The sequence below is a fragment of the Phytohabitans rumicis genome, from assembly GCF_011764445.1.
In the GTDB taxonomy this organism is placed as follows: domain Bacteria; phylum Actinomycetota; class Actinomycetes; order Mycobacteriales; family Micromonosporaceae; genus Phytohabitans; species Phytohabitans rumicis.
The window spans coordinates 8,450,501-8,476,117 of the sequence record NZ_BLPG01000001.1 but is presented as its reverse complement, the minus strand read 5'-3'; the positions used below and the strand labels follow the sequence as shown (position 1 = coordinate 8,476,117).

26 protein-coding genes and 1 pseudogene are annotated in these 25,617 nt (G+C 71.1%); 8 read left to right on the top strand and 19 right to left on the bottom strand.

Annotated elements, in window-relative coordinates; all coding sequences use genetic code 11:
* Positions 1 to 10: 10 nt before the first annotated feature.
* From Prum_RS38375 to Prum_RS38355, 5 genes and pseudogenes are all read right to left on the bottom strand, one after another.
* A complete protein-coding gene (locus Prum_RS38375; protein ID WP_246278376.1) occupies positions 11 to 844 on the bottom strand; it encodes an ABC transporter permease in 834 nt (277 codons plus the stop codon).
* Positions 841 to 1,854 (bottom strand): TIGR03842 family LLM class F420-dependent oxidoreductase, encoded by a 1,014-nt coding sequence (locus Prum_RS38370; RefSeq protein ID WP_173081660.1) that lies wholly within the window; start codon positions 1,852 to 1,854, stop codon positions 841 to 843. Before Prum_RS38370 ends, Prum_RS38375 begins: the two co-directional genes overlap by 4 nt.
* Positions 1,855 to 1,862: 8 nt before the next feature.
* Positions 1,863 to 3,344: a CoA-acylating methylmalonate-semialdehyde dehydrogenase gene (locus tag Prum_RS38365; RefSeq protein WP_173081658.1), complete on the bottom strand. Its 1,482-nt coding sequence runs from the start codon at positions 3,342 to 3,344 to the stop codon at positions 1,863 to 1,865.
* 187 nt (positions 3,345 to 3,531) lie between these two features.
* Positions 3,532 to 4,749 (bottom strand): annotated as a pseudogene (gene hydA / locus Prum_RS38360) (dihydropyrimidinase); the annotation flags it as partial.
* 14 nt (positions 4,750 to 4,763) lie between these two features.
* Positions 4,764 to 5,603, bottom strand: a complete 840-nt coding sequence (locus tag Prum_RS38355; protein ID WP_173081656.1) for a nitrilase-related carbon-nitrogen hydrolase — start codon at positions 5,601 to 5,603, stop codon at positions 4,764 to 4,766.
* A gap of 114 nt (positions 5,604 to 5,717) precedes the next feature.
* On the opposite strand from Prum_RS38355, the gene Prum_RS38350 reads away from it, so the two are divergent.
* Positions 5,718 to 7,091: an aminotransferase class I/II-fold pyridoxal phosphate-dependent enzyme gene (locus Prum_RS38350; protein WP_173081654.1), complete on the top strand. Its 1,374-nt coding sequence runs from the start codon at positions 5,718 to 5,720 to the stop codon at positions 7,089 to 7,091.
* Between the two features lie 400 nt (positions 7,092 to 7,491).
* On the opposite strand, the gene Prum_RS38345 is transcribed toward Prum_RS38350, so the two are convergent.
* The 6 genes from Prum_RS38345 to Prum_RS38320 are packed head-to-tail and all read right to left on the bottom strand — an operon-like array spanning position 7,492 to position 11,774.
* Positions 7,492 to 7,908, bottom strand: a complete 417-nt coding sequence (locus tag Prum_RS38345) for an acyl-CoA thioesterase (RefSeq protein ID WP_246278375.1) — start codon at positions 7,906 to 7,908, stop codon at positions 7,492 to 7,494.
* Between the two features lie 10 nt (positions 7,909 to 7,918).
* The gene (locus tag Prum_RS38340; protein ID WP_173081650.1) at positions 7,919 to 8,896 is read right to left on the bottom strand and encodes a bile acid:sodium symporter family protein; all 978 of its coding nucleotides are present in this window, start codon (positions 8,894 to 8,896) and stop codon (positions 7,919 to 7,921) included.
* Positions 8,860 to 9,750, bottom strand: a complete 891-nt coding sequence (locus tag Prum_RS38335; RefSeq protein WP_173081648.1) for a VOC family protein — start codon at positions 9,748 to 9,750, stop codon at positions 8,860 to 8,862. Before Prum_RS38335 ends, Prum_RS38340 begins: the two co-directional genes overlap by 37 nt.
* The gene (locus Prum_RS38330; protein WP_173081646.1) at positions 9,740 to 10,054 is read right to left on the bottom strand and encodes a Dabb family protein; all 315 of its coding nucleotides are present in this window, start codon (positions 10,052 to 10,054) and stop codon (positions 9,740 to 9,742) included. Before Prum_RS38330 ends, Prum_RS38335 begins: the two co-directional genes overlap by 11 nt.
* Positions 10,051 to 10,527 (bottom strand): aromatic-ring-hydroxylating dioxygenase subunit beta, encoded by a 477-nt coding sequence (locus Prum_RS38325; RefSeq protein ID WP_173081644.1) that lies wholly within the window; start codon positions 10,525 to 10,527, stop codon positions 10,051 to 10,053. Before Prum_RS38325 ends, Prum_RS38330 begins: the two co-directional genes overlap by 4 nt.
* Complete coding sequence (locus tag Prum_RS38320) at positions 10,524 to 11,774, bottom strand: aromatic ring-hydroxylating oxygenase subunit alpha (RefSeq protein ID WP_173081642.1); 1,251 nt, start codon at positions 11,772 to 11,774, stop codon at positions 10,524 to 10,526. The genes Prum_RS38325 and Prum_RS38320 overlap by 4 nt, the downstream gene beginning before the upstream one ends.
* Before the next feature lie 195 nt (positions 11,775 to 11,969).
* On the opposite strand from Prum_RS38320, the gene Prum_RS38315 reads away from it, so the two are divergent.
* Positions 11,970 to 13,055, top strand: a complete 1,086-nt coding sequence (locus Prum_RS38315) for an acetamidase/formamidase family protein (protein ID WP_173081634.1) — start codon at positions 11,970 to 11,972, stop codon at positions 13,053 to 13,055.
* Between the two features lie 65 nt (positions 13,056 to 13,120).
* On the opposite strand, the gene Prum_RS38310 is transcribed toward Prum_RS38315, so the two are convergent.
* From Prum_RS38310 to Prum_RS38290, 5 genes are all read right to left on the bottom strand, one after another.
* Positions 13,121 to 13,486: a cupin domain-containing protein gene (locus Prum_RS38310; protein ID WP_173081632.1), complete on the bottom strand. Its 366-nt coding sequence runs from the start codon at positions 13,484 to 13,486 to the stop codon at positions 13,121 to 13,123.
* Entirely contained in the window at positions 13,479 to 14,192 is a 714-nt protein-coding gene (locus Prum_RS38305) for an HpcH/HpaI aldolase family protein (protein WP_173081630.1), read from the bottom strand. The genes Prum_RS38310 and Prum_RS38305 overlap by 8 nt, the downstream gene beginning before the upstream one ends.
* Positions 14,174 to 15,316 carry an amidohydrolase family protein gene (locus Prum_RS38300; protein ID WP_173081628.1) on the bottom strand — a complete coding sequence of 381 codons (1,143 nt, stop codon included), beginning with the start codon at positions 15,314 to 15,316 and terminating at the stop codon, positions 14,174 to 14,176. Before Prum_RS38300 ends, Prum_RS38305 begins: the two co-directional genes overlap by 19 nt.
* 15 nt (positions 15,317 to 15,331) lie before the next feature.
* Entirely contained in the window at positions 15,332 to 16,138 is an 807-nt protein-coding gene (locus tag Prum_RS38295) for a fumarylacetoacetate hydrolase family protein (RefSeq protein WP_173081626.1), read from the bottom strand.
* Between the two features lie 78 nt (positions 16,139 to 16,216).
* Positions 16,217 to 16,951 (bottom strand): IclR family transcriptional regulator, encoded by a 735-nt coding sequence (locus tag Prum_RS38290; RefSeq protein WP_173081624.1) that lies wholly within the window; start codon positions 16,949 to 16,951, stop codon positions 16,217 to 16,219.
* 46 nt (positions 16,952 to 16,997) lie between these two features.
* Between Prum_RS38290 and Prum_RS38285 the strand changes: the two genes are divergently transcribed.
* The 6 genes from Prum_RS38285 to Prum_RS50155 all read left to right on the top strand — a co-directional run bounded on the left by Prum_RS38285 (position 16,998) and on the right by Prum_RS50155 (position 22,374).
* Positions 16,998 to 17,489 (top strand): hypothetical protein, encoded by a 492-nt coding sequence (locus tag Prum_RS38285; RefSeq protein WP_173081622.1) that lies wholly within the window; start codon positions 16,998 to 17,000, stop codon positions 17,487 to 17,489.
* Positions 17,490 to 17,515: 26 nt separating this feature from the next.
* Positions 17,516 to 18,208, top strand: a complete 693-nt coding sequence (locus tag Prum_RS38280) for a zinc-binding metallopeptidase family protein (RefSeq protein ID WP_173081620.1) — start codon at positions 17,516 to 17,518, stop codon at positions 18,206 to 18,208.
* Positions 18,209 to 18,272: 64 nt separating this feature from the next.
* Entirely contained in the window at positions 18,273 to 19,016 is a 744-nt protein-coding gene (locus tag Prum_RS38275; protein WP_173081618.1) for an IclR family transcriptional regulator, read from the top strand.
* Positions 19,017 to 19,025: 9 nt separating this feature from the next.
* Positions 19,026 to 20,540, top strand: a complete 1,515-nt coding sequence (arfA, locus tag Prum_RS38270) for an arabinosylfuranosidase ArfA (RefSeq protein ID WP_173081616.1) — start codon at positions 19,026 to 19,028, stop codon at positions 20,538 to 20,540.
* A complete protein-coding gene (locus Prum_RS38265) occupies positions 20,537 to 21,850 on the top strand; it encodes a DUF2264 domain-containing protein (protein ID WP_218577572.1) in 1,314 nt (437 codons plus the stop codon). Before arfA ends, Prum_RS38265 begins: the two co-directional genes overlap by 4 nt.
* Positions 21,790 to 22,374, top strand: a complete 585-nt coding sequence (locus Prum_RS50155) for a hypothetical protein (RefSeq protein WP_218577571.1) — start codon at positions 21,790 to 21,792, stop codon at positions 22,372 to 22,374. The genes Prum_RS38265 and Prum_RS50155 overlap by 61 nt, the downstream gene beginning before the upstream one ends.
* A 61-nt stretch (positions 22,375 to 22,435) precedes the next feature.
* On the opposite strand, the gene Prum_RS38260 is transcribed toward Prum_RS50155, so the two are convergent.
* The 3 genes from Prum_RS38260 to Prum_RS38250 all read right to left on the bottom strand — a co-directional run bounded on the left by Prum_RS38260 (position 22,436) and on the right by Prum_RS38250 (position 25,602).
* On the bottom strand, positions 22,436 to 23,272 hold the full coding sequence (locus Prum_RS38260) for a carbohydrate ABC transporter permease (protein WP_173081614.1): 837 nt from the start codon (positions 23,270 to 23,272) through the stop codon (positions 22,436 to 22,438).
* Between the two features lie 94 nt (positions 23,273 to 23,366).
* The gene (locus Prum_RS38255; RefSeq protein ID WP_218577570.1) at positions 23,367 to 24,320 is read right to left on the bottom strand and encodes a carbohydrate ABC transporter permease; all 954 of its coding nucleotides are present in this window, start codon (positions 24,318 to 24,320) and stop codon (positions 23,367 to 23,369) included.
* Between the two features lie 16 nt (positions 24,321 to 24,336).
* Complete coding sequence (locus Prum_RS38250) at positions 24,337 to 25,602, bottom strand: ABC transporter substrate-binding protein (RefSeq protein WP_173081610.1); 1,266 nt, start codon at positions 25,600 to 25,602, stop codon at positions 24,337 to 24,339.
* Between the last annotated feature and the right edge of the window lie 15 nt (positions 25,603 to 25,617).

Genomic DNA, 25,617 nt, shown 5'->3' with positions numbered 1-25,617 from the left:
CTCCGGCGGTTCACGGCGAACTCCGCTGCCGCGACCAGCGCGGCCACCGCGAGGCCGAGCAGCGCGGCGCCGACCATCGCGGTGTAGACCTTGGCCGGGTCGGCGGTCGCCTCCCGGGAGTACTCGATGACCAGCCGGCCGATGCCCCGCGGGTACCGGTCGAGATCTCGCCCACCACCGCGCCGACCACGGCCGCGGCGCCCGCGAGCCGCAGGGCCGGGAAGAGGTACGGCGTGGAGGCCGGCAGCCGCAGCTTCACCAGCGTGTGCCACCAGCTGGCGGCGTAGCTGTGCATCAGCTCCTCGGCCACCGGCGGCGGCGACTGGAGCCCGCGCAGCATGCCCACCGCCACCGGGAAGAACGCCAGGTACGCCGCGATCGTGGCGACCGACATCCACGGCTGCCACGGGTACGAGCCGAGCGACAGCTTCCCGCCCCAGCCGGCGATGGCCGGGGCGAGCGCGATCAGCGGGACGGTCTGGGACAGGATCACGTACGGCAGCAGCCCCCGCTCGACCACCCGGAAGCGCTGCATCACCACCGCCAGCACCAGCCCGATCAGCGCCCCGACGCCGAAGCCGACCGCCACGCTGCGCAGCGTGAACAGGCACGACTTGAGCACCACGAGCCCGATGGGGTCACCGCCGGCCAACTCGGGCTCGCCGAAGCGGCGTACCACGTCCAGCACGTGCGGCATCGCGGCGTCGTCGGCCCGCGGCAGCACCCGTACGCCGAAGACGCTGGTGCCGTCCGGGCTGCCGACCGCCTTGTACGCCTCCCACAGCAGCGCCGCGAGGACCACCGCCCCGACCGCGGCGACCACCGTGCGGACCCGCTGGTTCATGCGCGCGCCGGTGCGGTGCTGAACACCGGGATGACGTGCTCCCCGTACGCGGCGAGCGTGTGCTCCTTGTCGTCGTGCTGCAGGTACAGCGCGAACTGGTCCACGCCCAGCTCCTTCAGCTGCTGGAGCTTGGCCAGGTGCGCCTCGATCGGGCCGAGCAGGCAGAACCGGTCCACGATCTCGTCCGGCACGAAGTCGGTGTGCGTGTTGCCGGCCCGGCCGTGCTCGGCGTAGTCGTACCCCTGCCGGCCCTCGATGTAGTCGGTCAGCGCCTGCGGTACGGCTCCGGAGCTGCCGTAGCGGCCCACGATGTCGGCCACGTGGTTGCCGACCATGCCGCCGAACCACCGGGTCTGGTCGCGCTGGTGGGCCAGGTCGTCGCCGACGTACGCGGGTGCGGCCACGCAGAACTTGATGGCCGCCGGATCGCGCCCGGCCTTCTCCGCCGCGGCCCGCACCGACGAGATCATCCACGCGGCGATGTCCGGGTCGGCGAGCTGCAGGATGTACCCGTCGCCCACCTGCCCGGTCAGCGCGAGCGCCCGCGGCCCGTACGCGGCCACCCACACCTCCAGTGAGCCGTCCTTGACCCATGGGAAGTGCACCTCGGTCCCCCGGTACGCGGCGGAGCGGCCGTTGGCGAGGTCACGGATGACGTTCACGCACTCGCCCAGCTCCTTGACCGTGGTGGGCGGGTAGCCGAGCGTACGCAGCGCCGAGTCGCCCCGGCCGATGCCGCAGACCGTGCGGTTGCCGTACATCTCGTTGAGGGTGGCGAACAGCGACGCGGTGACGGTCCAGTCCCGGGTGCCCGGGTTGGTCACCATCGGACCCACGACCACCCTTTCGGTCTGGGCGAGGATCTGCGAGTAGATGACGAACGGCTCCTCCCACAGCAGGTGGGAGTCGAACGTCCACACGTGACTGAACCCGGCCGCCTCGGCCTTCTTCGCGAGGTCCACGACCGCGGACGCGGGTGGGTCACACTGGAAGACGACGCCAATGTCCATTGTGGTCGTCACCTCACCTTCGGGAAGCCGAGGTCCACCTCGGACGTCGCTGGATCTGGCCACCTCGATGTGACCACCTTCGTACGCGTGTAGAACTGCAACCCCTCCGGGCCGTACATGTGCAGGTCGCCGAAGAGGGACGCCTTCCAGCCGCCGAAGCTGTAGTACGCCACCGGCACCGGGATCGGCACGTTCACGCCGACCATGCCGCACACCGCGTCGTACTGGAAGCGCCGGGCCGCGCCGCCGTCCCGGGTGAAGATGGCCGTGCCGTTGCCGTACGGGTTCTCGTTGACCAGCTTGAGCGCCTCGTCGTACGTGTCCACCCGGACGACCGACAGCACCGGACCGAAGATCTCGTCGGTGTAGTACGCCGACCCCGTCTCCACGTGGTCCACAAGGGATGGTCCGAGGAAGAAGCCGGGCCCGACCGCGGCCGGCGCCTCCCGGCCGTCCACGACGACCTGCCCGCCTTCGGTCGCGAGGTAGGCGGCGACCCGATCGCGATGCGCACCGGTTATGAGCGGACCCATTTCAGCGTCCGGGTCGCTGGCCGGCCCTACCCGGATCTTGGCCAGGCGAGAAGCGATGGCCGGCACCAGCGCGTCGCCCGCGGCGCCGACCGCGACCACGACGGAGACGGCCATGCACCGCTCCCCCGCCGAGCCGAAGCCGGCCGACACGGCGGCATCGGCGGCCGCGGCCACGTCGGCGTCGGGCAGCACCACCATGTGGTTCTTCGCGCCGCCGAGCGCCTGCACCCGCTTGCCCGCCCGGGTGCCCGCCTCGTAGATGCTCCGCGCCACCGGCGTCGAGCCCACAAAGGACAGTGCCCGCACGTCCGGGTCGGCGATGAGGGCGTCCACGGCGGACTTGTCGCCCTGTACGACGTTGAACGCCCCGTCCGGCAGCCCGGCCCGGCGCAGCAGGTCGGCCAGCAGCAGGGACACCGACGGGTCCTTCTCACTGGGCTTGAGCACGAACGTGTTGCCGGCCACCAGCGCGTTGCAGAACATCCACATCGGCACCATCGCCGGGAAGTTGAACGGCGTGATGCCCGCGACGACGCCCAGCGGCTGCCGGATCGAGTACACGTCGACCCCGGTGGCCGCCTGCTCGCTGTAGCCGCCCTTGAGCAGGTGCGGCGCGCCCGCGGCGAACTCGATGTTCTCCAGCCCGCGGGCCACCTCGCCGCCGGCGTCCGCCACGGTCTTGCCGTGCTCGGACGACAGCAGCGACGCGATCTCCTTGCGGTTGGCGTCGACCAGGTCGCGGAACCGGAACATCACCTCGGCGCGGCGGGACAGCGACGCCGCCCGCCACCCGGGCTGCGCGTCGAGGGCGGCCCGCACCGCGGCGCGTACCTCCTCGTCGGTCGCCGCGACCACCTCGGCCTGGGTCTCGCCCGTGGCCGGGTCGTAGACCGGCAGCCGCCGGTCCCCGCTGCCGTCGACGAAGGCTCCACCGATGAAGTGCTTTACGGTACGCATCGCCATCACACCAGGTAGCTCGACAGGCCACGGGGCAGGTACTTACCGCGCCCCTTGGTGCCGTGGTACGCGCCGCCGGACACGATGACCTCGCCGCGGGACAGCACGGTGTCCACCTTGCCGGCGATCTCGTACCCTCGTACGCGGAGTAGTCCATGTTCATGTGGTGCGTCTCCACGCCGATCCGGGTGCGCCCGTTCGGGTCGTACAGCACGATGTCGGCGTCCGAGCCGGGCGCGATGACGCCCTTGCGCGGGTACAGGCCGAACATCCGGGCCGGCGTGGTGGCGATCGTCTCCACCCACCGTTCGAGCGACAGCTTGCCGTCGACGACGCCCTGGTACACCAGGTCGACCCGGTGCTCGACGCCGCCGATGCCGTTCGGGATCTTCGAGAAGTCGCCGAGCCCCAGCTCCTTCTGGTCCTTGAAGCAGAATGGACAGTGGTCTGTGGACACGACGGCCAGGTCGTTGCTGCGCAGGCCCTTCCACAGGTCGCGGTGGTGGTTTTCGTGCTTGCTGCGCAGCGGCGTCGAGCACACCCACTTGGCGCCCTCGAAGCCGGGCGCGCCCAGCTGGTCCTCCAGCGTCAGGTAGAGGTACTGCGGGCAGGTCTCGGCGAAGACGTTGCGCCCCGCGTCCCGCGCCGCCGCGACCTCCTCCAGGGCCCGGCTGGCCGACAGGTGCACGATGTAGAGCGGGCAGTCCTGGGCCACCTCGGCGAGCGCGATGGCCCGGTGGGTGGCCTCGGCCTCCAGGGCCTCGGGCCGGGTGATGCCGTGGTGGATCGGGTCGGTCTCGCCCCGGGACAGCGCCTGCTGGATGAGCACGTCGATGGCGATGCCGTTCTCGGCGTGCATCATGATCATGGCGCCGTTGTCCCGGGCCTTCTGCATCGCCCGCAGGATCTGGCCGTCGTCGGAGTAGAACACCCCCGGGTACGCCATGAACAGCTTGAAGCTGGTGACCCCCTCGTCGGCCACGAGCTGGTCCATGGCCTTGAGCGAGTCGTCGTCCACGCCGCCGAGGATCATGTGGAACGCGTAGTCGATGTGGCAGTTGCCGCCGGCCTTGGTGTGCCAGGCGGCGAGCCCGTCCTGGACGACCTCACCGGTGCGCTGCACGGCGAAGTCGATGATCGTGGTGGTGCCGCCGTGCGCCGCCGCCCGCGTACCCGTGTCGAAGGTGTCGCTCGCGGCCGTCCCGCCGAACGGCAGCTCCATGTGGGTGTGCGCGTCGATGCCGCCCGGGATGACGTACTTCCCGGTGGCGTCGAGCGTCTCGACGCCGGCGGGGCCGGCGCCCGGCGCGAAGATCGCGGCGATCGTCTCGCCGTCGACCAGCACGTCGGCCGGGACCGCGCCGCTGGGGCCGATCACGGTGCCCCCGGTGATCAGCAAAGTCATGGGGTTGCTCCTTCTCAGGGCTGGGTGAGCGGACCGTAGGCGTCGGGGCGGCGGTCGCGATAGAACGCCCACCTGTCCCGCACCTCGGCGAGCAGGCCGAGGTCGAGGTCGCGCACGATCAGCTCGGGCGCGTGCGCGTCGCCGGTCTCGCCGACGAACTTGCCCTCCGGGTCCACGAAGTACGACGTCCCGTAGAAGTCGTTCTCGCCGAGCGGCTCGATGCCGACCCGGTTGATGGCGCCGACGAAGTACTCGTTGGCCACCGCGCTGGCCGGCTGCTCCAGCTTCCACAGGTACGACGACAGGCCGCGGTGGGTGGCCGACGGGTTGAACACGATCGTGGCCCCGCCGAGCCCAAGGGCGCGCCAGCCCTCCGGGAAGTGCCGGTCGTAGCAGATGTAGACGCCGATCCGGCCCACGGCGGTGTCGAACGTGGGATAGCCGATGTTGCCGGGACGGAAGTAGAACTTCTCCCAGAAGCCCTTGACCTGCGGGATGTGGGTCTTGCGGTACTTGCCGAGGTACCGGCCGTCGGCGTCGACCACCGCGGCCGTGTTGTAGAGGACGCCGGGCTGCTCCTGCTCGTACATGGGCAGCACCATGACCATGCCCAACTCGGCGGCCAGGGCCTGGAAGCGCTCGGTGGTGGGGCCGGGGATGGACTCGGCGTACGAGTAGTACTCCTTGTCCTGCACCTGGCAGAAGTACGGCCCGTAGAAGAGCTCCTGGAAGCAGATCACCTTCGCACCCTGGGCGGCCGCCTGGCGGGCGTACTCCTCATGGGCCTTGATCATCGACTCCTTGTCGCCGGTCCAGTTCGTCTGGACGAGAGCGGCGCGGATGAGGTCTGCCATGATCGTCCCTCAACTTCTGCTGTTGGCTTTTCGCTGTCGATGGCGTAGGACTTTAGTGACACAGGTCCGGGCGGACAATGGCCATTTTGTTACAGGATATTGCGTAGGAGTAACATGCTCCAGCTCATCGCCGGTGCGGTCAACGACCGCACCGCGCGCGGCATCGCCGCCGCCGTGAGCCGCCTCGTCCACACCGGCGAACTGCCCGCCGGGTCCCGCCTGCCCACCGTCCGCTCGGTCGCCCAGGCGCTCGGCATCAGCCCCACCACCGTCAGCGAGGCGTGGCGCTCGCTCGCCAGCGCCGGCGCCATCCAGACCCGCGGACGCTCCGGGACGTTCGTGCTCACTCCGGCCCGTCCGCGCCAAAAGCTCCGGTACGCCCGGCTCACCGCCAACCCGGCCACGCTCCCGCACGACTTCTCCACCGGCGTACCCGATCATGATCTGCTCCCGGACCTGGCGCCCGCGCTGCGCCGGATCGGCGACACCCGGCTGACCACGTCGTACCTGGAAGAGCCGGTCCTGCCCGGGCTGGAGGCGGTGCTGCGGGAGCGGTGGCCGTTCGCGCCGCAGCAGCTCACCGTGGTCGACGGCGCCCTGGACGCGCTCGACCGGCTGGTCGCCGCGGTGGTCCGGTTCGGCGCGCACGTGGTGGTGGAGAACCCGACGTTCCCGCCGATTCTGGACCTGCTGGAGACGGTCGGGGCGGTGCCGGTGCCGGTCGCCCTCGACGCGGCCGGCCTCGCGCCCGCCGCGCTGGCGGCCGCCCTGGAGTGCGCGCCCACCGCCGTCTTCCTCCAGCCGCGCGCGCACAACCCGACCGGCGTCTCGATGACCCCCGCGCGGGCCGCCGCGCTCGCCGCGGTGCTCGCCGAGCACCCGGCGGTGGTCGTGATAGAGGACGACCACGTCGGCGACATCGCCACCGCGCCCGCCGTGTCGCTCGGCACCCACCTGCCCGACCAGGTGGTGCACGTGCGCAGCTTCTCCAAGAGCCACGGCCCCGACCTGCGCCTCGCCGCCGTCGGCGGCCCCGCCGGGCTGATCGCGGCCGTCGCCGACCGCCGCCTGCTCGGCCCCGGCTGGTCCAGCCGCGTCCTCCAAGCGGTGCTGCTCGACCTGCTCACCGACGCCGCGACGGTCAAGGCCGTGGGCGCCGCCCGCCTGGAGTACGGCCGCCGCCGCGACCTGCTGCTGTCCGCGCTCGCCACGCACGGCGTCGAGGCGTCGGCCGGCGACGGCATCAACATGTGGATCCCGGTACGCGACCAGCAGTTCGCCCTGCTGACCCTGGCCGCGCACGGCATCGGGGTGGCCCCGGGCGCGCCGTTCGAGGTGCATCCGCTCGGCAGCGACCACATCCGCGTGACGGTCGGCCTGGTCCGCGACGGCTTCGACGACCTCGCCGGCGTCCTGGCCGACGCCGCCGGCACCCGCCACCGAACCAGCGGCCCCCGCACCCACTCCCTACACCGCGGCACCCGCTAACCCCCGCCCTCCGCGCCCCCCGCCCCCCTTTTTCGCGTCGATCAAGGGCATACGGCCGTGCTTTGATCTCTTTTCCACGACCGTATGCCCTTGATCGGCGAGAGATCCCTTGATCGACGACGCAGCCGCGGACGGCCTGCGCGGCCGGCGCCCTCCGTGACTGGAACACCAGTGCTGTCAAAGAGCGCCCATAACAGCACTGGTGTTCCAGTCACGGGTGGCCGGCCGCCCGCGGCGTGGCGCCGGCCCCATAGGGGTCCCCATCGGCGGGCGGCGCGTGAGTAGGGCGTCCCCTGTTCACGCTATGGCGGGTACCGGGGCCCTACTCACGCGCGCAACTCACGTGCGCCACGCCAGCGCCAGCGGCGACGGGGCGAAGGCGACAGCGATGGCGGGGAGGTCAGGGGAGGTTGAGGAGGGCGGGCTGGTCGGCCAGGGAGCGGAGGTGGTCGGCGGGGGCGGCCAGCATGCGACGCCGGTCCAGGTCGAGGATGCCGGCGACGGCGGTGACGCCCGCGGCGAGGGTGCCGTCCACCCGCCGGATCTCCTGCGCCATCCGGAACGTCTTGCCCGTCCCCCACTCCAGCGCGCACGACACGTCGACCTCGTCGCCGGCGTGCAGCTCGGCGAGGTAGCGGATCGTCGTCTCCAGCACCACCGGGCCGGTGCGGCTGGCCTGCAGCTTCGCGGCCGTGACGCCGGCGGTCCGCAGCAGCTCCCACCGGGCGTGCTCGGCGTACTGCAGATAGACGGCCTGGTTCAGGTGGCCGAGCACGTCCAGCTCGTAGCCCCGTACCCCCACGCGCACAGTGAACACCCGCAACACCCTAAGGCGAGGCCCAGCGGCGGGCCAGTACGGCGCAGACGACGAGTTGGATCTGGTGGAAGAGCATCAGCGGCAGCACCATCAGCCCGACGCTGGCCGGCGTGAAGAGCACGGTCGCCATCGGCAGGCCGGTGGCCATGCTCTTCTTGGAGCCGCAGAACACGGCCGTCACCCGGTCGGGCCGGTCGAAGCCGAGCAGCCGGCCCGCCCAGTACGTCAGGCCGAGCACCAACGCCAGCAGCACCGACAGCACGCCGACCAGCGCCAGCAGCCGGCCGGGCGAGACCTCGTGCCAGACGCCCGCCACCACGCCGGCGCTGAACGCCGCGTAGATGACGAGCAGGATCGCGCCGCGGTCGGCGTACCCGAGGATGCGCTTGCGCCGCTCCATCCAGCCGCCGATCCACGGCCGCAGCGCCTGTCCGGCCGCGAACGGCAGCACGAGCTGCGCCACGATCTTGCCGATCGAGCCGGCCGAGACGGCGACCGCGCCGCCCAGCAGCACCGCGGCGAGCAGCGGGGTGACGACCACGCCGGCCAGGTTCGAGAACGACGCGCTGAAGATGGCCGCCGGCACGTTCCCGCCGGCGATCGAGGTGAACGCGATCGACGACTGCACTGTGGACGGTACGACGCTGAGGAACACCAACCCGTCGTACAGCGCGGGCGTCAGCATCCCGGCGGGGAGGAACGCCAACGCCAGCGCCAGCAAGGGAAAGAGGGCGAACGTCGACAGCAGCACCACCGCGTGCAGCCGCCAGTGCTTCGCCCCGGCCCAGGCTGCCGCGGGCTTGATGCGGGCGCCGTACAGGAAGAAGAGCAGCCCGACCGCGACGGTGGTCGCGGTGGAGACGGCGGTGGCGGCGGCGCCGCGCGCGGGCAGCAGCGCCGCGACGCCGACGACCGCCAGCAGAGCGATGAGGTACGCGTCGACGTAGCGCCTCAGAACCGACCCCAGTCGTCGGCGGCGGCTCGCCATACGTCGATGTTGCGCGGGTCGAGGGCCATCCGGCGAGCCCGGTGCGTGGTCTCGTGCTCCTCGACGGTCAGGACCCGGTGCCCGTCGCACAGCTCGTACCGCGGCCCGTGCACCGGGTCGAAGAGGTAGAACGCGATCGACGTGGACGCGGAGTGGTTGACCAGGTCGGAGGCGATCGGCACCTTCTTGTAGAGCGCGCGGGCGCGGGCCCGCATGACGTGGTCGAAGCTCTTCATCGTGAAGCACAGGTGCGCGACGTAGAACTGCTTGTTGCGTTGCAGCGCGAGGCTGTGGTGGTACCGGTCCTCGCCGCGCAGGAAGACCGTCACGTCGCCGACGTAGTCCGACGTCTGGAAGCCGAGCACCTTGGTGTAGAACTCCAGGCTCTCGTCGTACTTGTCGGTGGCCAGGAACGGGTGCACCAGGTCGACCGGGCGCAGCTCGAGGAGCGGCGGCTCGGCGTACTCGGTGAACTCGGTGAACAGCTCCACCACCAGCCCGTTAGGGTCGCGTACGGCGAAGCCCCGCTCGCACAGGCCCTTCATGCGGTCGGCGAGCGGCAGCACCTCAAGGCCGGCGGCGGTCACCCGGTCGTGCAGGTCGTCGAGGACCGCGGTGGACTCCACGCTGAACCCGACCGCGGTCGTCTCGGCGGCCTCCCGGCCGGGGGCGCTGACCAACTCGATGCTGTGGTGCTCGATGTCCGCGCGCAGGAACGCGTACTCCTCGTTGTGCTGTTCGAGTTGGAGCCCCACGTGGTACACGAGGAAGTCCGCGGTGGCGCGCAGGTCCGGCACCTCGATCCGGGCGTACTCCACGCCGTACGGCGCCCGGCGGCGCGGCTCAGTGGACATTGCTCTGACCTCCATAGTGGAAACTCACGATGGCCTGCCGCTCGATGACCGGCCGCCAGCGCTCCCGTACGAACTCCTCGTGTGACTGACTGCTCAGGTAGTCCAGCAGGTCCCGCTCGGTCTCGAAGTCGACGGCGAAGCCGTGCGTCATCGTGCTGTCGCGGGTGCTGACGTTGCGGCCCAGGACGAAGTCGCGCATGGCCGGATACCGGTCCGGGAACGACGACAGCTCGGCCAGCACGGCCGTCACCGTCTCCTCGGGTACGTCGTCCCGGAACGTGAAGAACAGCGTGTGCCGGATCATAGGATGAAGCTCAACCGGGCGCCGGGATCCATCGACTCCATCACCGGCACGGCCCGGCGCACCCGGAAGCGCAGCCCCTCCTCGGTCACCAGCAGCACGTGCTCGTAGCGGCCGACGTACGCGTACGTCCCGCCGTCGCGGTAGCGGTGGATGACGAAGTTGGCGGCGACCCAGACGGTCTCCTCGCCGCGCTCCAGGATGACCACATTGGACACCATCCGGTGGGTACGCGAGTGCGGGTTCTCGGCGTGCGCCATCCGGCTCTTCAGCCGCTTCACCCGGGCCCGGATCAGGTCGTAGTCGTCGCTGACGAAGTACCCGGCCGTGCTGCTGTCCCAGCCCTTGTTGTCGGTGGTCGGCACCTCGAAGCGGCCGCCCTTCTCGAACAGCGCGAACCACTCGTCCAGCCGCCACTCGTCCAGCAGCATGGCCTCCCGGTAGAGGAAGTCCTCGACGTCGGCGCGGGTGGTCATGCGGTGACCTCCGCCCAGTGCCGCCAGAAGCTGCGCATGGCGCCCTCGTCGATGGACCGGCCCTGGTTGCCCTGTTTCTCGTTGGCCATCCCGCGGGACATGTCGCTCCAGTCGTACTCGGTCTCGGCCGTCGCGACGATGCCGCGCTGCACCGCCTCGTACGCCTCGATGTCGTCCGGGGTGGCGAGGCCGCCCGGCCCGACGAAGCTCACCATGGTCTTGATCCGCAGGGTACGCACGTCGGCGGGCTCGTCGACCTCGACGAACTGCCACGCCCGCACGTCGGTGCGGCCCGGCTCCACCGGTTCGAGCTGCCGGATGGTCAGCGCCTCCAGGTCGAAGAGCAGCAGGTTGGGAAAGACGAAGAGGATCCGGCTGGCGTCGGCGATCTCGGCGGCCAACTCGGGCCCGAGCCGCGCCACCATCTCGGCCCGCTTGTCGATGGTGCGTTCCTTCTCCGCATCACCGAACCGCGGCTCCCACACCATCCCGATGCGTCCATTGTGGCCGGTCAGGATGAGCAGGCCGTGCCCGCCGCCGAGGTCGTACGCGTACTGGTCGTCGTCGGTCACCGCGAAGCCGGTCTCGCGCAGGTAGCCCACGAACGTGTTGTGCGTGGGCGCGAAGTGGTAGCCGTCCATGGCGTTCTCGACGGCCAGCTTCCAGTTGCCCTTGACGCTGTAGAGCTGCACACCGGGCAGCGTCGTCATGCCCTCCGCGCCGATCCGCGCGGTCAGCGACATGTAGTGCGCCGCCCGACCCAGGTGCGTCATGAGGTCCGGCACGTCGGGGCTGAAGGCGACGAACACGAAGCCCTCGTGGGTGGCGAGGCGCGGCACCTGCCGCAGCGCCATCCGCTCCTTGAAGGCCGGCACATCCGGGTACGCCTCGTCGTCCGGCAGCGCGTGCAGCGCCCCGGCGTTGGTGAACGCCCACGCGTGGTAGAAGCACTGGAAGAACTTGGTGTTGCCCTCCTCGTGCCGGCACAGGATCGTGCCGCGGTGGGTGCAGGCGTTGTAGAACGCCCGGACCACGCCGGCGGAGTCGCGGCAGAAGATGAGCGGGCGCCCGCCGAGGGTACGGGTCTTGAAGTCGCCCGGGTTCGGGATCTCGGTCTCGTGACCGAGGTAGAGCCAGGTGCTCCCCCAGATCCGCGCCTGCTCCCGCGCGAAGACCTCCGCGGACCGGTACGCCGACCGGTGTACCCGGAACGTGAGGGCGTCCCAGTCTTCTTCTACGACCACCATACGAGCGAGATCCTCTCAACAATCCGAGATAGCGTCTCGACATGTGATGCTGCTACGGTGCCATCACCAAGTCAAGGGTGGCCACGGCTCGTCCCCCGCGGTTACCCATTGTTAACACCCTCCGCTCCCGCCGCCTGGTTTCGGCTCCAATGCAGAGCAAGCAGACGATCAGAGCCAATTAGCAACGGAGGGAAGATGCTCCAGCCCAAGGAAGGGCGCATCGACGGTGCGCACTACCTGCGGTCCACGCCGGAAACCTGTTTGTGGGGCCGGCTGCCCAACCGGACACACGCCCCGGTCGCGCGGGTGGCGTCCGGTGACACCATCACGATCGACACCCTGAGTCACGAAGGGATCCTCGAAGACCAGGGGCGTGATCCGGTGGCGTACCTGGCCGGCTTCGGCGTCCCCGCCGACCGGGTCCTGACCGACTCCCGCGACCTGGCGGCCTCGGCGATGGCGCACGACTACGACGAGGACGGCCCGCACGTGGTGACCGGCCCGATCGCGGTCGAGGGCGCCGAGCCGGGCGACATGCTGAAGGTCGAGGTCCTGGGCCTGCTGCTGCGGGCCCCGTACGGCATCATCAGCAGCCGCCACGGGTACGGCGCGCTGCCCGGCGAGTTCCCGGAGACGCCGCCGGACACCGGGCCGGGGCCGAACCGGCAGTACCACAGCGTCTACACGTTCACCGAGGTCGTCGAGGAGGCCGGCCGGCTGCACGGCGTCATCCCGTACGGCCAGGGGCGGGCCGCCCGGTTCCCGCTGGCGCCGTTCCTCGGGCTGATGGGGGTGGCCGTGGACACCGGCGACCCCGTGCACTCCGTGCCCCCGGGCAGCTTCGGCGGCAACCTCGACATCAACGAACTGCAGGTGGGCTCGACGCTCTACCTGCCGGTGCAGGTGCCCGGCGCGGGCTTCTACGCCGGCGACCCGCACTACGCGCAGGGCGACGGCGAGGTGGCCCTGACCGCCCTGGAAGCACCCCTGCGCGCCACCCTCCGCCTGTCGGTCCTACCCAGGGCGGACGTCAAGGGGATGCTCGGCGACCCCTTCGCCGAGACCGCCACGCACTGGATCCCGGTGGGTCTGCACGAGGACCTGAACGAGGCCATGAAGCGCGCCGTCCGCGCCGCGGTGGCCTTCCTCGCGGAGTCGCAGGGCATGGACCGCGCGTCCGCGCTCGCCTACCTGAGCGCGGCCGCCGACTTCGAGGTGAGCCAGGTGGTCGACGCGGTCAAGGGCGTCCACTGCATGATCCGCAAGTCCGACTTCCGCTGAGGTTGAAGTGCAAGGAAGGGCACCTTGTTATGCAAAAAGCGATAACAAGGTGCCCTTCCTTGCACTCACGCCGGGTGCCAGGCGGACGCGAGGAAGTCGGCGCGCGGGGGTGTGAAGACGTCGACGTTCACGCATGGACCCTCGGTGGGCTCGATGTAGTGCGGGGAGCCCGCCGGCACCAGGAGCATCGAACCCGCCGACAACGAGTGCGGGACGCCGTCGACGTAGTACCGGCAGCGGCCCGCCAGGATGAGCACCAGCTGGTCGAAGTCGTCGTGCGAGTGCGGGTTGAGCGTCATGCCCACGGCCAGCTCGTGCCAGGCCAGCATCACCTGGTCGGTCGAGTACACCTTGCGCCGCACGCCGGGCCGGACCTCGATGGCCGGGATGTCGTCCCAGTTGACCGCGGTGCGGTAGAGCAGCTCATTCATCCAGTGCCTCCCTCAATGCCTTGCCCAGCAACTGCACGTCGGAGCCGATCACCACAAAGTCGCCGAAGGCGGCCGGCAAAGCGGACGCCCAGCCGCCGAACGCCACCCCGGCCGCGGCGGCCGCCGCGGAGACCGCCGCGATGGCCGGCGAAGGTGGCGAACCACCGAGGCTCACCGTCAGGTCCGTCGTCCCCACGAAGGCCACGTCCAGGCCGGGCATCAGTGCCGGCAGCGGGTCGGCGAACGTGGCCGTCTCGAACTGGCCCACCAGGAGCGGCGGGCACTGCGCCTCGGCGGCCAGGTACGCCGGCAGCCCGTCCGCGCCGTACCCGGCAGCGGGGTGGGACAGGCTGACGCTGCGGGTGCCGTGCGGGGCGTACCGGGTGGCGGCCACGAGGGCGTCCACGTCGGCGCGCCGCCGCACGGTGGACAGCTGGATGCCGGCCGCGCCCGCCTCCAGCAGCCGGTTGACCAGCCCGGGGTCGACCGCCGGCACCCGGACCAGCGCGGGCAGCCCGGTCGCGTACGCGTGCCGGACCAGCCCGGAGACCGCCGAGTACGGCAGTTGGGAGTGCTCGGCGTCCACCACCACGAAGTCGTACCCGGCCCGCGCGGCCAGGTCGACCACGTCGACGCTGGGCAGCTTGAGGAACGTGCCGACCACCCGCCGCGACCCGAGCGCGGTCTTTAGGGCAGCCCGCGCCACGGTGCCAACTCCACCCGCCGGCCGTGGTGCAGCACCGCGAGCGGCTCCAGCCGCGGCGCCTCGATCGAGCCGCCGGCCGCGTCGGGCAGCACCGTCGCGGCGGTGTCCGCGAGCACCGTCACGTGCGCCGGGCCGCCCTCGACCAGGGTGCCGTAGCCCTCGGCGTCCAGCCCCAGCACGCGCGCCGGCGCGATGGTCACCCGGGGCGCGATCTGCGCCATCGTCATGCCGAGCGCGCGCAGCTTCGCCATGCTGGTCACCAGGTCGAAGACCGGCCCGCGCCAGTTGCGGGCGCTGGTGTCGGAGGTGAGCAGGTCGGGCAGGAAGCCCTGGGCGATCGCCGGCCGGGCCACCGCGAAGCTCAGGTTGCTGCGCCCGTGCGCGGAGTCGAAGAGCACGCCGCGGGCCCGCGCGTCGAGCACCTCGGGCAGCACCCGGCCCGCGGCGTCCAGGATCCCGTACGGCTTGCCGGTGTAGCAGTGGCTCACGATGTCGCCGGGGCGCAGCATCTCCAGGACGTACGGCAGCGGCTCCGGGGTCTCTCCGATGTGGACCATCAGGGGCAGGCCCGCCTCGCCGGCCACGTCCAGCGAGGTCTTCAGCAGCGGCCGCCAGGCGTGGCCCACGACGTCCTCGGAGAGCCGGATCTTGAAGCCGCGCACCGTACCCGGGTTGCTCCGGGCCACCTCGATGGCGTCGTCCGGCACCAGCGTGTCCGGGTTGAGCAGCTCCCCGAAGCGAAAGTCGATCAGGCCCAGCACGGACACGTTGAGGAAGTTCACCAGGCGCATCTCGGACGGCGCCACCACGTACTTCTGGAAGGCCGCGAACGTCGAGGCCCCGACGGTGCCGGCGTCGGCGGCGGCGACCACGCCCCGGCGCAGGTGCGCCTCGTCCGGCGGCGCGCCCACCTTGGACACGTCGGCGAAGACGTGCGTGTGCGCCTCGACGAGCCCCGGCAGCACGTACGCCCCGGCGCAGTCGACGACCTCCCCGGCCGCGGAGGCCAGCGAAGGCCCGATCCGGGCGACCCGGTCGCCGGTCACCGCCACGTCGGCGACCCGGCTGGTCCCGGCCACCGGGTCGAAGACGGTGCCGCCGGCGAGGACGAGATCAAAACTCATACCTGTTGGCCCTTTCTATGAACGGAACCAGGTCCGCAGCGGCAGGACGCCCGGCACGCGTACCTCGACGACGTCCCCGGGGCGCAGGAAGACGCCCCGGTCCTGCCCGGTCCCTTCCGGTGTGCCGGTCAGCACCACGTCCCCGGGCTCCAGCGCGGCGAAGCGGGTGAGCCGGGCGAGCAGCTCCGGCACCGGGAAGATGAGATCCGCGGTCGTCGAGTCCTGGTGGAGCACGCCGTTGACGAAGGTCCGCACGGCGATGTCCGCCGGATCGGACACGGTGGTCAGGTCGCGCACCGAGGCGCCCAGCGCGCCGAAGCCGGGGAAGCTCTTGGCCAGCGTCGGGTTGCCGGTGGCCGTCATGACGTCCCGGGCGGTGACGTCGTTGGCCGCGCACACGGCGGCCACGTGGTCCCAGGCGTGTTCCGGCCGCAAACAAGTGGCCCGCCGCCCGATGACGAGCGCCACCTCGCCCTCGTAGTCCACCTGCGCCGAGGCCAGGGCCGCGGTCCCGCCGGGGGCGCAGGCGCCGCTGGCCGCCTTCAGGTAGAGGACGGGCTCATCGGGTACGGGCCGGCCGGTGCGCCGCGCCTTGGAGTGGTAATTCAGCCCGACGCCCCAGACGGCTCGGGTCGAGCCGAGCGGGGGTAGGAGTGTCGCGTCGGCTAGTGGCGCTCGCCCGCGTACCCGTGCGGCTTTTGCGGTTTCGAGCCCAACCCCGGCGGCGAGCAGGGCGGCGACGTCCGGCCATGGAAGGTCGAGCAGGGCGATCTCGTCGCCCTCGACCCGACCCACACCGTCGGCCGTCGCCACGAGGTTCACGAGGAGTGACCGTACGAGCCCGGCTCGGAGCGTGTCAAGATGCGTAACGACATCTCGCATTCCGTAGTAAGGCGGACCTCACTCGGCGCCGAGCTCCTGGGACAGCCGGGCGGCGATCCGCCGCAGCGTGGCCGCGGCCGCCACCTCCTCCGCGCCGGACAGCCGCACGCTGGTGCCGACCACGGCGATGGCGGCGACGACGTTCGTGCGCTCGAAGACCGGCGCGGCGAGGACCCGCACGCCGAAGTCCTCGGGCGAGTTGGCCGCGATGCCCTCCCGGCGCACCTCCTCGACCACCTTGCGCAGGTCCGCGGAGGACTTGAGCCGGCGCGCGATGCCGGGCGCCTCGGCCGCCGGCAGGTACGCGCAGAAGATCCGGCCCTGCGCCGACCGGGTGAGGTCGAGCTGCGAGCCGGTCCGGACGCTGATCCGCACGTCGCCGACGGTGTTGTCGGCGCAGCGCACGACCGTGGGGCCGTCGCCGTTCCAGACGCTCAGCACCGCGGTCAGATCGGTCTCGCGCATCAGCTCGTCCAGGTACGGCTCGGCGGCCGTGACGATCGGCAGGCCGGCGCGGGCGGCCGCCTCCAGCGCCAGGATCTGCGGCCCCAGCGTGTACCGCGCCGCCACCGGGTCGTAGCGCAGCAGGTTGGCGGCGCGCAGCGCGCGGGCGTACCGGTGCGCGGTGGCCTTGCTCATCCCCAACTCCGCGGTGATCTCGCCGAGGCTCAGCCGGGGCCGCTCCGGGGTGAACGCGCCGAGGATCGCGGCCGCCCGTTGGACGGTCTGGATGGCGGGCACATCGACGCTCATGCCGCGGACTCTACCGCTAGACAGCATGCGGGATACCATCTCGCATGTGGAGGTCCTCGTGGAGGCCATCGCGGAGCTGGCCGCGTTGGCGAGCCCGCGCGGCGCCGAGCGACCGCTCGCGGACCGGCTGGTCGCCTGGGCCCGCCACCGCTGGCCGGACCTGGGCTGGACCCGCGAGGGCGCCAGCCTGGTCGCCCGCTCCGGCACCGAGGGCTCGGAGCTGCTCCTCTACTCCCACCTGGACACCTCCCTGTCCGGCGACCCCGTGGCGGACAGCGGCGCCACCGGCCGCTCCACCCCCATCGCCCCCCTCACGCTCTCGAAAGATCACGCGAGCATCGCCGGGTTCGGCCTCGGCGTCGCGAAGGCGCCCGCCGCCGCTGCCATCATCGGGTACGCCAGGGCCGCCACACTCCTGCGCGACACTGGGCAACCGCACCGGCTCACCCTGCTGCTGGCCGGCGGCGGCACGCACTTCTCGCCCTTCGGGGTCCGGCCCTGTGGCCGGCGGAGCGGGCCGGGATCGACACATACCTGAGCCGCCATCCGCGTCCGGCGGCGGCCGTGGTCGCCAAGGCCGGGCCGGACGGCATCCTGCTCGCCGAGCCGGGCGCGATGTTCGTCCGGGTGCGGTTCACCGCGCCGTTCGTCCCGGTGCTGGCCCGGGCCACCGCCACCCCGGACGGCGGCCTGCTCGCGCACCTCGGCACCGCCGTCCACGCGGTCGAACAGTGGCGCGCGGACCACCTCGCCGCGCGCGCCGACCCCACCGGTGCGATCGCCGCCGAGGTGGGCATCGGGGCCGTGGCCGGCGGCCTGCCGGGCAAGCCCGACCTGCTGCCCGGCCGCCTCGACCTGCACCTCTACGTCGTCACGCTCCCGGGTGACGACGCTTCCTCGGTGGCGGACGAGCTGCGCGGGCGGCTGGACGGACTGATCCCCGGCACCGCCGTGGAGGTGGACGCGCACCTGGACCACCCGGCCGGCGCCACCCCGCCCGAGTCGCCGATCGCCCGGCACGCGGTCGCCGCGTGGACCGTCCGGCACGGCGCGCCGCCCCCGGCCATCACCGGCTGGAAGGGCTCGACCGACGGGGCGGCGCTGCGCGCGTACGGCGTCGACACCGTGCGGCTCGGCCCGGCGCCCCGGCGCGACCTGGACGACCCGCGGCGCGACGTGTTCGCGGTCGCCGACCTGGTCACGTACGCCGACCTGTACGCGGACATCGCCCAGCGCTACGCCGGCACCTCCTTGTAGCGGGCCATCGACAACCCGCTGTCCTACATGCCATGATGTCGTCTCGCACACTGAAAGGTCGGGCATGCAGGACGAGGCGGACAGCGGGTCGCCCGCGATCCAGACGGTCCAGCGGGCCGCCGTGATCCTCAGTGCCTTCACGGTCAGCCGGCCGCGGCTGAGTCTCAACGAGCTCACCGCCAGCCTCGGCACCAGCAAGGCGACCGCCCACCGTTATACCAAGGCGCTGCGCGAGAGCAACCTGCTGCGGTACGACGAGCGCGAGGCCCTCTACTCGCTCGGCCCGCAGATCCTGACCCTGTCGGCGGCGGCCCGCGCCGGGATGCCGGTGATCGGCGTCGCGGGCCCGCACATGCAGCGCCTGGTCCGCGAGGTCGACGAGACCGTGGTGCTCAGCGTCTGGGACGGCGACACGGCTGTCGTGGTACGCGTCGACGACAACACCGACCGGGTGATCCAGGTGAGCGTGCGCACCGGCTCCCGGCTGTCCCGCGCCGGCTCGGCGCAGGGCCGGGTGTTCTGCGCGCACCTGCCGCCGGACGAGGTGCCGGGCCTGGCCGAGCAGCTGGCCGAGTCGGCGGAGCTGCGGCACGAGGTGGAGAAGATCCGCGTCCACGGCATCTCGGCCAACACGCCCTCGGTGAACGGCGTCCGCACCCTCGCCGCGCCCATCTTCCGCGGGAGCGTGCTCATCGCCGCGATGGCGATCGTCGGCACCACGAGTTCGGTGCCGGAGGGCACCGATTCGCCCCTCGCCGAGGCACTCAAGCACGCCGCCGCCCTGGTCAGCGCGGAGCTCGCCTCATAAGATCGCGGGATGGCAAACCCCAAGGCAAGCGTTTTCCTGGATCCGCACTTCGCCGTCGGCGAGGTCAACCCGCGGCTCTTCGGCTCGTTCCTCGAACACCTCGGCCGTGCTGTCTACAGTGGAGTGTTCGAGCCCGGCCACCCCCGCGCGGACGCGGACGGGCTGCGCACCGACGTGCTGGAGTTGGTCCGCGAGCTCGGCACCACGGTGGTCCGCTACCCCGGCGGCAACTTCGTGTCCGGGTACCGCTGGGAGGACGGGGTGGGCCCGGTGGAGCGCCGCCCGCGCCGGCCCGACCTGGCCTGGCGCTCGACCGAGACGAACGAGTTCGGCCTGGGGGAGTTTGTCCGGTTCTGCCGGGTGGCCGGCGTCGAGCCGATGATGGCCGTCAACCTCGGCACGCGCGGCGTCCAGGAGGCGTGTGACCTGCTGGAGTACAGCAACATGGCGGGCGGGACCGCGCTGTCCGACCTGCGCCGCGAGCACGGCGACAAGGACCCGTACGGGATCCGCATGTGGTGCCTCGGCAACGAGATGGACGGCCCCTGGCAGGTCGGCTACAAGACCGCCGAGGAGTACGGCCGGCTGGCCGAGCTGACTGCCCGCGCGATGCGCATGATCGACCCCGACCTCGAGCTGGTCGCGTGCGGCAGCTCCGGCCGGAGCATGCCGACGTTCGGCGCGTGGGAGGCCACCGTCCTGGAGCACACGTACGACGTGGTCGACCTCGTCTCCTGCCACGCGTACTACTGGGAGGAGGACGGCGACGTCGACAGCTTCGTGGCGTCCGCGGCCGACATGGAGTCGTTCATCGACGGGGTGATCGCCACCGCCGACCACGTACGCGCGAAGCGGCACTCCAGCAAGCGCATCGACATCTCGTTCGACGAGTGGAACGTCTGGTACATGAACCGCAAGCCGGAGATCGAGCCGGAGCCGTGGGCGGTCGCCCCGCGGCTGCTCGAAGACGTCTACTCGGTCACCGACGCGGTCGTGGTCGGCAGCCTCCTGATCACCCTGCTGCGCCGGTGCGACCGGGTCGCGGCGGCGTCCCTGGCCCAGCTCGTCAACGTGATCGGCCCGATCATGACCGAGCCCGGCGGGCCGGCGTGGCGGCAGACGACCTTCTACCCGTTCGCCGACGCCGCCAGGTACGGCCGCGGCCGGGTGCTCCGGCTCGAGACCGAGGGCCCGACCCACGAGACCGCCAAGCACGGCACCGTGCCGCTCCTGCACGCCACCGCGGTGCAGGGCGAGGACGGCACGGTCACCGTCTTCGCGGTCAACCGGGACACCACCCGGCCGCTGACGCTGACGGTTGACGTCCGCGCGCTCGGCGCCCGGGGTCCGGTGTCGCACACCTACCTGGCCGACGCGGATCGGCACGCCCGCAATACTTCGGTCTCCCCCGACCGCGTCACGCCGCAGGCCGGCTCATCCGCCACTGTGGACGATGGGGTGCTGACCGTGGAGCTGCCGGCGCTGTCGTGGAACACGATCCTAATTGGACACAGCAGACTGTGACCATCTCCCCCTTCACCGGGCTGACGCGTGAGCACTGGGAGGCGGCGGCCGACGCGACGCTCGCCGCCGTACGGCCGTACGCCTCCCCGCGGCACGCGCTCATCGACCTGCCCGGCCCGGTCAGCATCTCCGGGCGCCGCAGCGACGGCCTGGAGGGCTTCGCGCGCACGTTCCTGGCCGCGGGTTTCCGCCTGGCCCACGGCACGCGTGGTGACCTGGCCCAGTGGTACGCCGAGGGCCTCGCCGCCGGCGTCGACCCCGACTCGCCGGAGCGCTGGCCCCGGGTCACCGAGGTCAACCAGGCCAAGGTGGAGGCGGCGTCGATCGCCATCGCGCTGCACGAGTCGCGGCACGTGCTCTGGGACGCTCTCGACGACCGGGTCAAGGAGCAGACCGTCGCCTGGCTGGCCGAGGTGATCGGCCAGCCGTACCCGGCGTGCAACTGGCTCTGGTTCCAGAACGTGGTCGAGGCGTTCCTGCGCTCGGTCGGCGGTCCGTGGTCGGCGGCGGACATCGAGGGCAACATCGCCACGATGGAGTCCTGGTACCTCGGCGACGGCTGGTACACCGACGGCGTCGAGGGTGGGGGCACGGCGCGCAACTTCGACTGGTACGCCGGCTGGGCGATGAACTTCTACCCGCTGTGGTACTGCCGGATGTCCGGCGAGCACGCCGACGGTGCACTGTGGACGCGCTACCAGGACCGGCTGTACGCCTACCTCGACGGCGCGCAGCACCTCTTCTCCCCGGGCGGCGCGCCGCTGCACCAGGGCCGGTCGCTGACGTACCGGCACGCCGCGCTGGCGCCGGTGTGGGCCGGGGCGGTGTTCGACGCCACTCCCCTGCCGCCCGGCCGCACCCGCCGGCTGGCCAGCGCCGTCCTGAGCCACTTCCATCACGACGGCCTGCAACCCATCGGCTGGTACGGCGAGCTGGACGCGATCCGGCAGCCGTACTCGGGCGGCGGCTCGCCGTACTGGTCCAGCAAGGGCTTCGCCGGACTGGTGCTGCCCGCCGACCATCCGGTGTGGACGGACGAGGAGCGGCCGCTGCCGGTGGAGCGGGAGGACGTCGCCATCACCCTCGCCGTACCCGGCTGGCTGGTGTCCGGCACGCGGGCCGACGGCGTCGTACGGGTCGCCAACCACGGCACCGACCACGCGGCCGACGAGGCGTTCAGCACCGACGAGCCGGGCTACTCGCGGCACGCGTACGCCACCCACGCCGGCCCGGAGTACGCCGGTCCCCGGTGGACAACCACGTGGCCCTGCTCGACGCGGACGGCAACCCGTCGCACCGCCGCCCCCTGACGCCGGTTCGCGTGCAGGGCCGGGTCGCGGTGTCCCGGCACCGGGCGCACTGGCCGGTCGGGGCGGCGCCGGAGCGTACCTGGCCGCCCCGCCAGCCCGACTTCGCGGAAGGCCCCTGGCTGACCACCGCGTCGGTGCTGCGCGGCGCGGTAGAGGTCCGCTTGGTCGTGGTGTCGGAGTCCGGCCCGTGGACGTTGCGGATCGGCGGGTACGCCCTGGCGGCGGACGAGCGGTTGGAGCTGACCGCCGACGGGGCCGCCCGCGCCGACGGGCTCGTCTCCCGGGTGGTCGGCCTGCGCGGCCTCCCGGTGACCCGGGTCGTGGAGCGCACCGGCACCAACGCGTACGGCGCGTACTCCGCGATCCCCGTGGTCGAAACGGACGGCCCGGCGGTCCCCGGCGAGCTGTACGCCGCCGCGGTGATCCTCGGCGCCGTACCGGTCGACGCCCTGCCCGAAGTCGCGGCGGACGGCACCGTGCTCTGGCCGGATGGCACCGTCGACCACGCCCCCCTACCCTCATGATCAAGGCGTCCCTCAAGTCGTCATGACGACTTGAGGGACGCCTTGATCACGGGCTGAGCGCTCAGCCCTTGATGCCGGTCTGTGCCACTCCCTCGACCAGCCAGCGTTGCAGGAATACGAACACCACGATCAGCGGGGCGATCGAGATCGCCGACGCGATGAACAGCTCGTGGATGTTGATGGTCTGGGCGGTCAGGAACGTCGAGAGCGCCACCTGCACCGTCCAGGAGTTCTGGTCCTGGCCGATGACCAGAGGCCAGAGGAACTGGTTCCACCCCGCGATGAACGTGATCACCGCGATGGCGGCGGTGAAGTTCAGCGAGTTGGGCATGACCACGCGCCAGTACGAGCCCCAGTAGCCCAGCCCGTCCATCCGGGCCGCCTCCTCCAACTCCCGCGGGAAGTTGAGGAAGTACTGCCGGAACAGGAACGCGGTGAAGCCGCTGAACAGCCCCGGGATGACCAGGCCACGCATCGACGAGACCCAGCCGAGCGAGGAGACCAGCACGAAGCTGGGCACGAACGTGACCGCGCTCGGGATCATCAGCGTGCCGAGCACCGCGTAGAACACCTTGTTGGCGTGCCGGTACGGGATGCGGGCCATGCCGTACCCGGCCATGGACGCCAGCAGCAGGGTGCCGATCGTGTGCAGCGTGGCCACGATGGTCGAGTTGACCATGCTGCGCAGGAACGGCACGTTCTGATCGTTGAACAGCTCGCTGAAGTTGCCCCACTGCAGGTCGGTCGGGAAGAGCTTCCAGTCCGGCGCGGTGATCTCCTGGTCGGTGGCCAGCCCGTTGCGCAGGATCAGGTAGAACGGCAGGAGGAAGAGCACCGCCGACAGGCTGAGCCCGAGGTAGACCCCTACCGTGCCGGCCCTTGATCTGGTGTTGTTCATTGCCTACCTTCCGTTCGCGACTGCGGGGCTCGCGGGCGAGCCGCCGTCGTCACGTCCAGGCCGTCGAAGCTCACTCCTCGCGCTCACAAGGCCCTCACTCCGCCGGCTTTCCGAACCCGAACAGCTTGCCCTGGAAGAGCGTCACGAAGATGATCAACAGGGAGAGGATCATCGCGCCCGCGCTGCCCCGGCCGTAGTCCTGGCTCGCGCCCAGCGCCGTGATGTAGAGCTGCTGCAGGGGCGTCCGGGCGTAGTTCACGACGTTGCCGAGCAGGTTGTAGAACTCGTCGAACGCCTGGTACGCCGCGATGAACAGCAGCAGCAGCACCGCGACCGACGTGTTGCGCAGCTGCGGCAGCGTGATGTGCCGGAACGTCTTCCACCCGGGCGAGGCGCCGTCGACCCAGGCCGCCTCGTACAGCTCCCGGGGGATGCGCTGCAACCCGGCCAGGAACAGGATCATGTAGAAGCCGACCTGGAGCCACAGCCGCACGGAGATGATCGGGAACCAGTACCAGGGTGGCTGCGCGACGGACAGCCACGGTATGGGGTCCTGCCCGAACACCTCCAGCACGGTGTTGGCCAGCCCGAAGCGGACCCCGTTGAAGATGGACAGCTTCCAGATCAGCGAGGCGACCACGTACGAGCAGGCCGTCGGCAGGAAGAACACCGACCGGAAGAACGCCTGCGCGAAGCGGATCCGGTGCACCATCAGCGCCAGCCCCAGCGACGCCGCGAACGTCAGCGGCACGATGAACGCCGCGAAGAGCGTGAACGTGATGAGGCTTTCCCGGAACGGCCCGCTGCTGAGCATGTCCTGGTAGTTACGCAACCCCACGAACTCGGTCGGGGTCACCGTGCTTTGCGAGTCGTAGAAGCTCAGCCAGAGGCTCCACAGGATCGGCACGTACACGAAGATCAACAGACCGACCGCGAACGGACCGACGAAGAGCCAGAAGACCAGGGCTTGGCTGCGCGCGCGGCGGCGCCGGACCGGTCTGGGGCGGTCCGGCGCCGCGGTCGCGGGCGATGTCTGGGGTGTCACCACAGACGTCATCGTCGACCTATCCGAACAGCGACTTCAACTCGGCGTCCACCTTGGACGCCGCGCCGGCCAGCTCGGACTTCGGGTCCTTGTTCTTCTGCACGATGTTGGTCACCGCGTCGGTGAACGTGGTCCGCATGGTCTGCGTGAACGCCGGGTCGTCCACCCAGCCGTACTGCTCGGTCAGCTTCAGCGTCTCGGCGGCCGGCCCGCTCTGCAGCTTGGCGGCCTTGGCGGCGAGGCTCTTGCGCGGCGGGATGTGGAAGCCGTAGTTGAGCGCCCAGTCCTCCTGGTACTCGGTGTTGTCGATCCACAGCCACTTCACGAACGCCTTGGCGGCGTCGACGTCCTTGGCCTTGGCGCTGACGAACGTGGACCAGCCGCCCAGGTAGATGGCCGGCTTGCCGGTGGCGCCGAACGACGGCGTCGGGATCACCCCGAAGTCGTCGCCGAGCGCCTTCTGCACGGCGGGCATGGCCCACAGGCCCTGCCGGGTGATCGCGCACAGGCCCTGGTTGAACGCGGACGGGTCCCACCACTCGGTGGGCGCGCCGAGCAGCAGGCCCTTGGTGGCCATCAGCTCGCGCACCTTGAGCATCGCGCTGGCGACCGCGTCGTTGTTGAAGTCGACCTTGCGGTCCGAGGTCAGGTACTGGTGGCCGGCCGCGGGCACGACGTGGTTGGCGGCCCAGGCGACGCCGCCGTCGTTGCCGATGAACAGGCCCTTGACGTCCTTGGTGGTGAGCGCCTTGGTGGCCGCGATCAGCTCGTCGATCGTGGTCGGCGGGGCGACGCCGGCCTTGTCCAGCATGCTCTTGCGGTAGAAGATCAGCTGCGGGTCGTCGATCATGCGGATGCCGTAGACCTTGCCGTCCAGCGAGTTGGAGAACAGGTCCGCTTCGCTGTAGTCGCTCTTGGCGTCGCCGAGGATGTCGTCCAGCGGCACGACCTGGTTGGACTTGGCGAGCTGGTAGTTGAAGTGCCACTCGAAGACGTCCGGGCCGTCGCTGGCCAGCAGGCCGCTGGAGATCTTGTTGTCGTAGTCGCCGGGGACCCACTGCATATTGATCTTGGCGTCCTTGTACGCGTCCGCGTACTTCTGCGCCGCCTGCTGCGTGCCGGCCTCGCCGTACTGGTGGTACCACTGCGAAATCGTCTTGCCGCTGCCGGACGAGCTGTCCTCGCGGCCGGTGTTGCCGCCGCAGGCCGCGAGCGCACTGGCCGCGGCCAGACCGCCCGCGCCGCGCAGGAACAGCCGGCGGTTGAACGCGTTACCTGTCGCCATGGAGCTTCAACTCCT

Bases quoted from the DNA above. Each gene is read 5' to 3' on its own strand.
- Prum_RS38375 (WP_246278376.1), bottom strand. From the start codon at position 844: ATGAACCAGCGGGTCCGCACGGTGGTCGCCGCGGTCGGGGCGGTGGTC.
- Prum_RS38370 (WP_173081660.1), bottom strand. From the start codon at position 1,854: ATGGACATTGGCGTCGTCTTCCAGTGTGACCCACCCGCGTCCGCGGTC.
- Prum_RS38365 (WP_173081658.1), bottom strand. From the start codon at position 3,344: ATGCGTACCGTAAAGCACTTCATCGGTGGAGCCTTCGTCGACGGCAGC.
- Prum_RS38355 (WP_173081656.1), bottom strand. From the start codon at position 5,603: ATGGCAGACCTCATCCGCGCCGCTCTCGTCCAGACGAACTGGACCGGC.
- Prum_RS38350 (WP_173081654.1), top strand. From the start codon at position 5,718: ATGCTCCAGCTCATCGCCGGTGCGGTCAACGACCGCACCGCGCGCGGC.
- Prum_RS38340 (WP_173081650.1), bottom strand. From the start codon at position 8,896: ATGGCGAGCCGCCGCCGACGACTGGGGTCGGTTCTGAGGCGCTACGTC.
- Prum_RS38335 (WP_173081648.1), bottom strand. From the start codon at position 9,750: ATGTCCACTGAGCCGCGCCGCCGGGCGCCGTACGGCGTGGAGTACGCC.
- Prum_RS38330 (WP_173081646.1), bottom strand. From the start codon at position 10,054: ATGATCCGGCACACGCTGTTCTTCACGTTCCGGGACGACGTACCCGAG.
- Prum_RS38325 (WP_173081644.1), bottom strand. From the start codon at position 10,527: ATGACCACCCGCGCCGACGTCGAGGACTTCCTCTACCGGGAGGCCATG.
- Prum_RS38320 (WP_173081642.1), bottom strand. From the start codon at position 11,774: ATGGTGGTCGTAGAAGAAGACTGGGACGCCCTCACGTTCCGGGTACAC.
- Prum_RS38315 (WP_173081634.1), top strand. From the start codon at position 11,970: ATGCTCCAGCCCAAGGAAGGGCGCATCGACGGTGCGCACTACCTGCGG.
- Prum_RS38310 (WP_173081632.1), bottom strand. From the start codon at position 13,486: ATGAATGAGCTGCTCTACCGCACCGCGGTCAACTGGGACGACATCCCG.
- Prum_RS38300 (WP_173081628.1), bottom strand. From the start codon at position 15,316: ATGAGTTTTGATCTCGTCCTCGCCGGCGGCACCGTCTTCGACCCGGTG.
- Prum_RS38290 (WP_173081624.1), bottom strand. From the start codon at position 16,951: ATGAGCGTCGATGTGCCCGCCATCCAGACCGTCCAACGGGCGGCCGCG.
- Prum_RS38275 (WP_173081618.1), top strand. From the start codon at position 18,273: ATGCAGGACGAGGCGGACAGCGGGTCGCCCGCGATCCAGACGGTCCAG.
- arfA (WP_173081616.1), top strand. From the start codon at position 19,026: ATGGCAAACCCCAAGGCAAGCGTTTTCCTGGATCCGCACTTCGCCGTC.
- Prum_RS38260 (WP_173081614.1), bottom strand. From the start codon at position 23,272: ATGAACAACACCAGATCAAGGGCCGGCACGGTAGGGGTCTACCTCGGG.
- Prum_RS38250 (WP_173081610.1), bottom strand. From the start codon at position 25,602: ATGGCGACAGGTAACGCGTTCAACCGCCGGCTGTTCCTGCGCGGCGCG.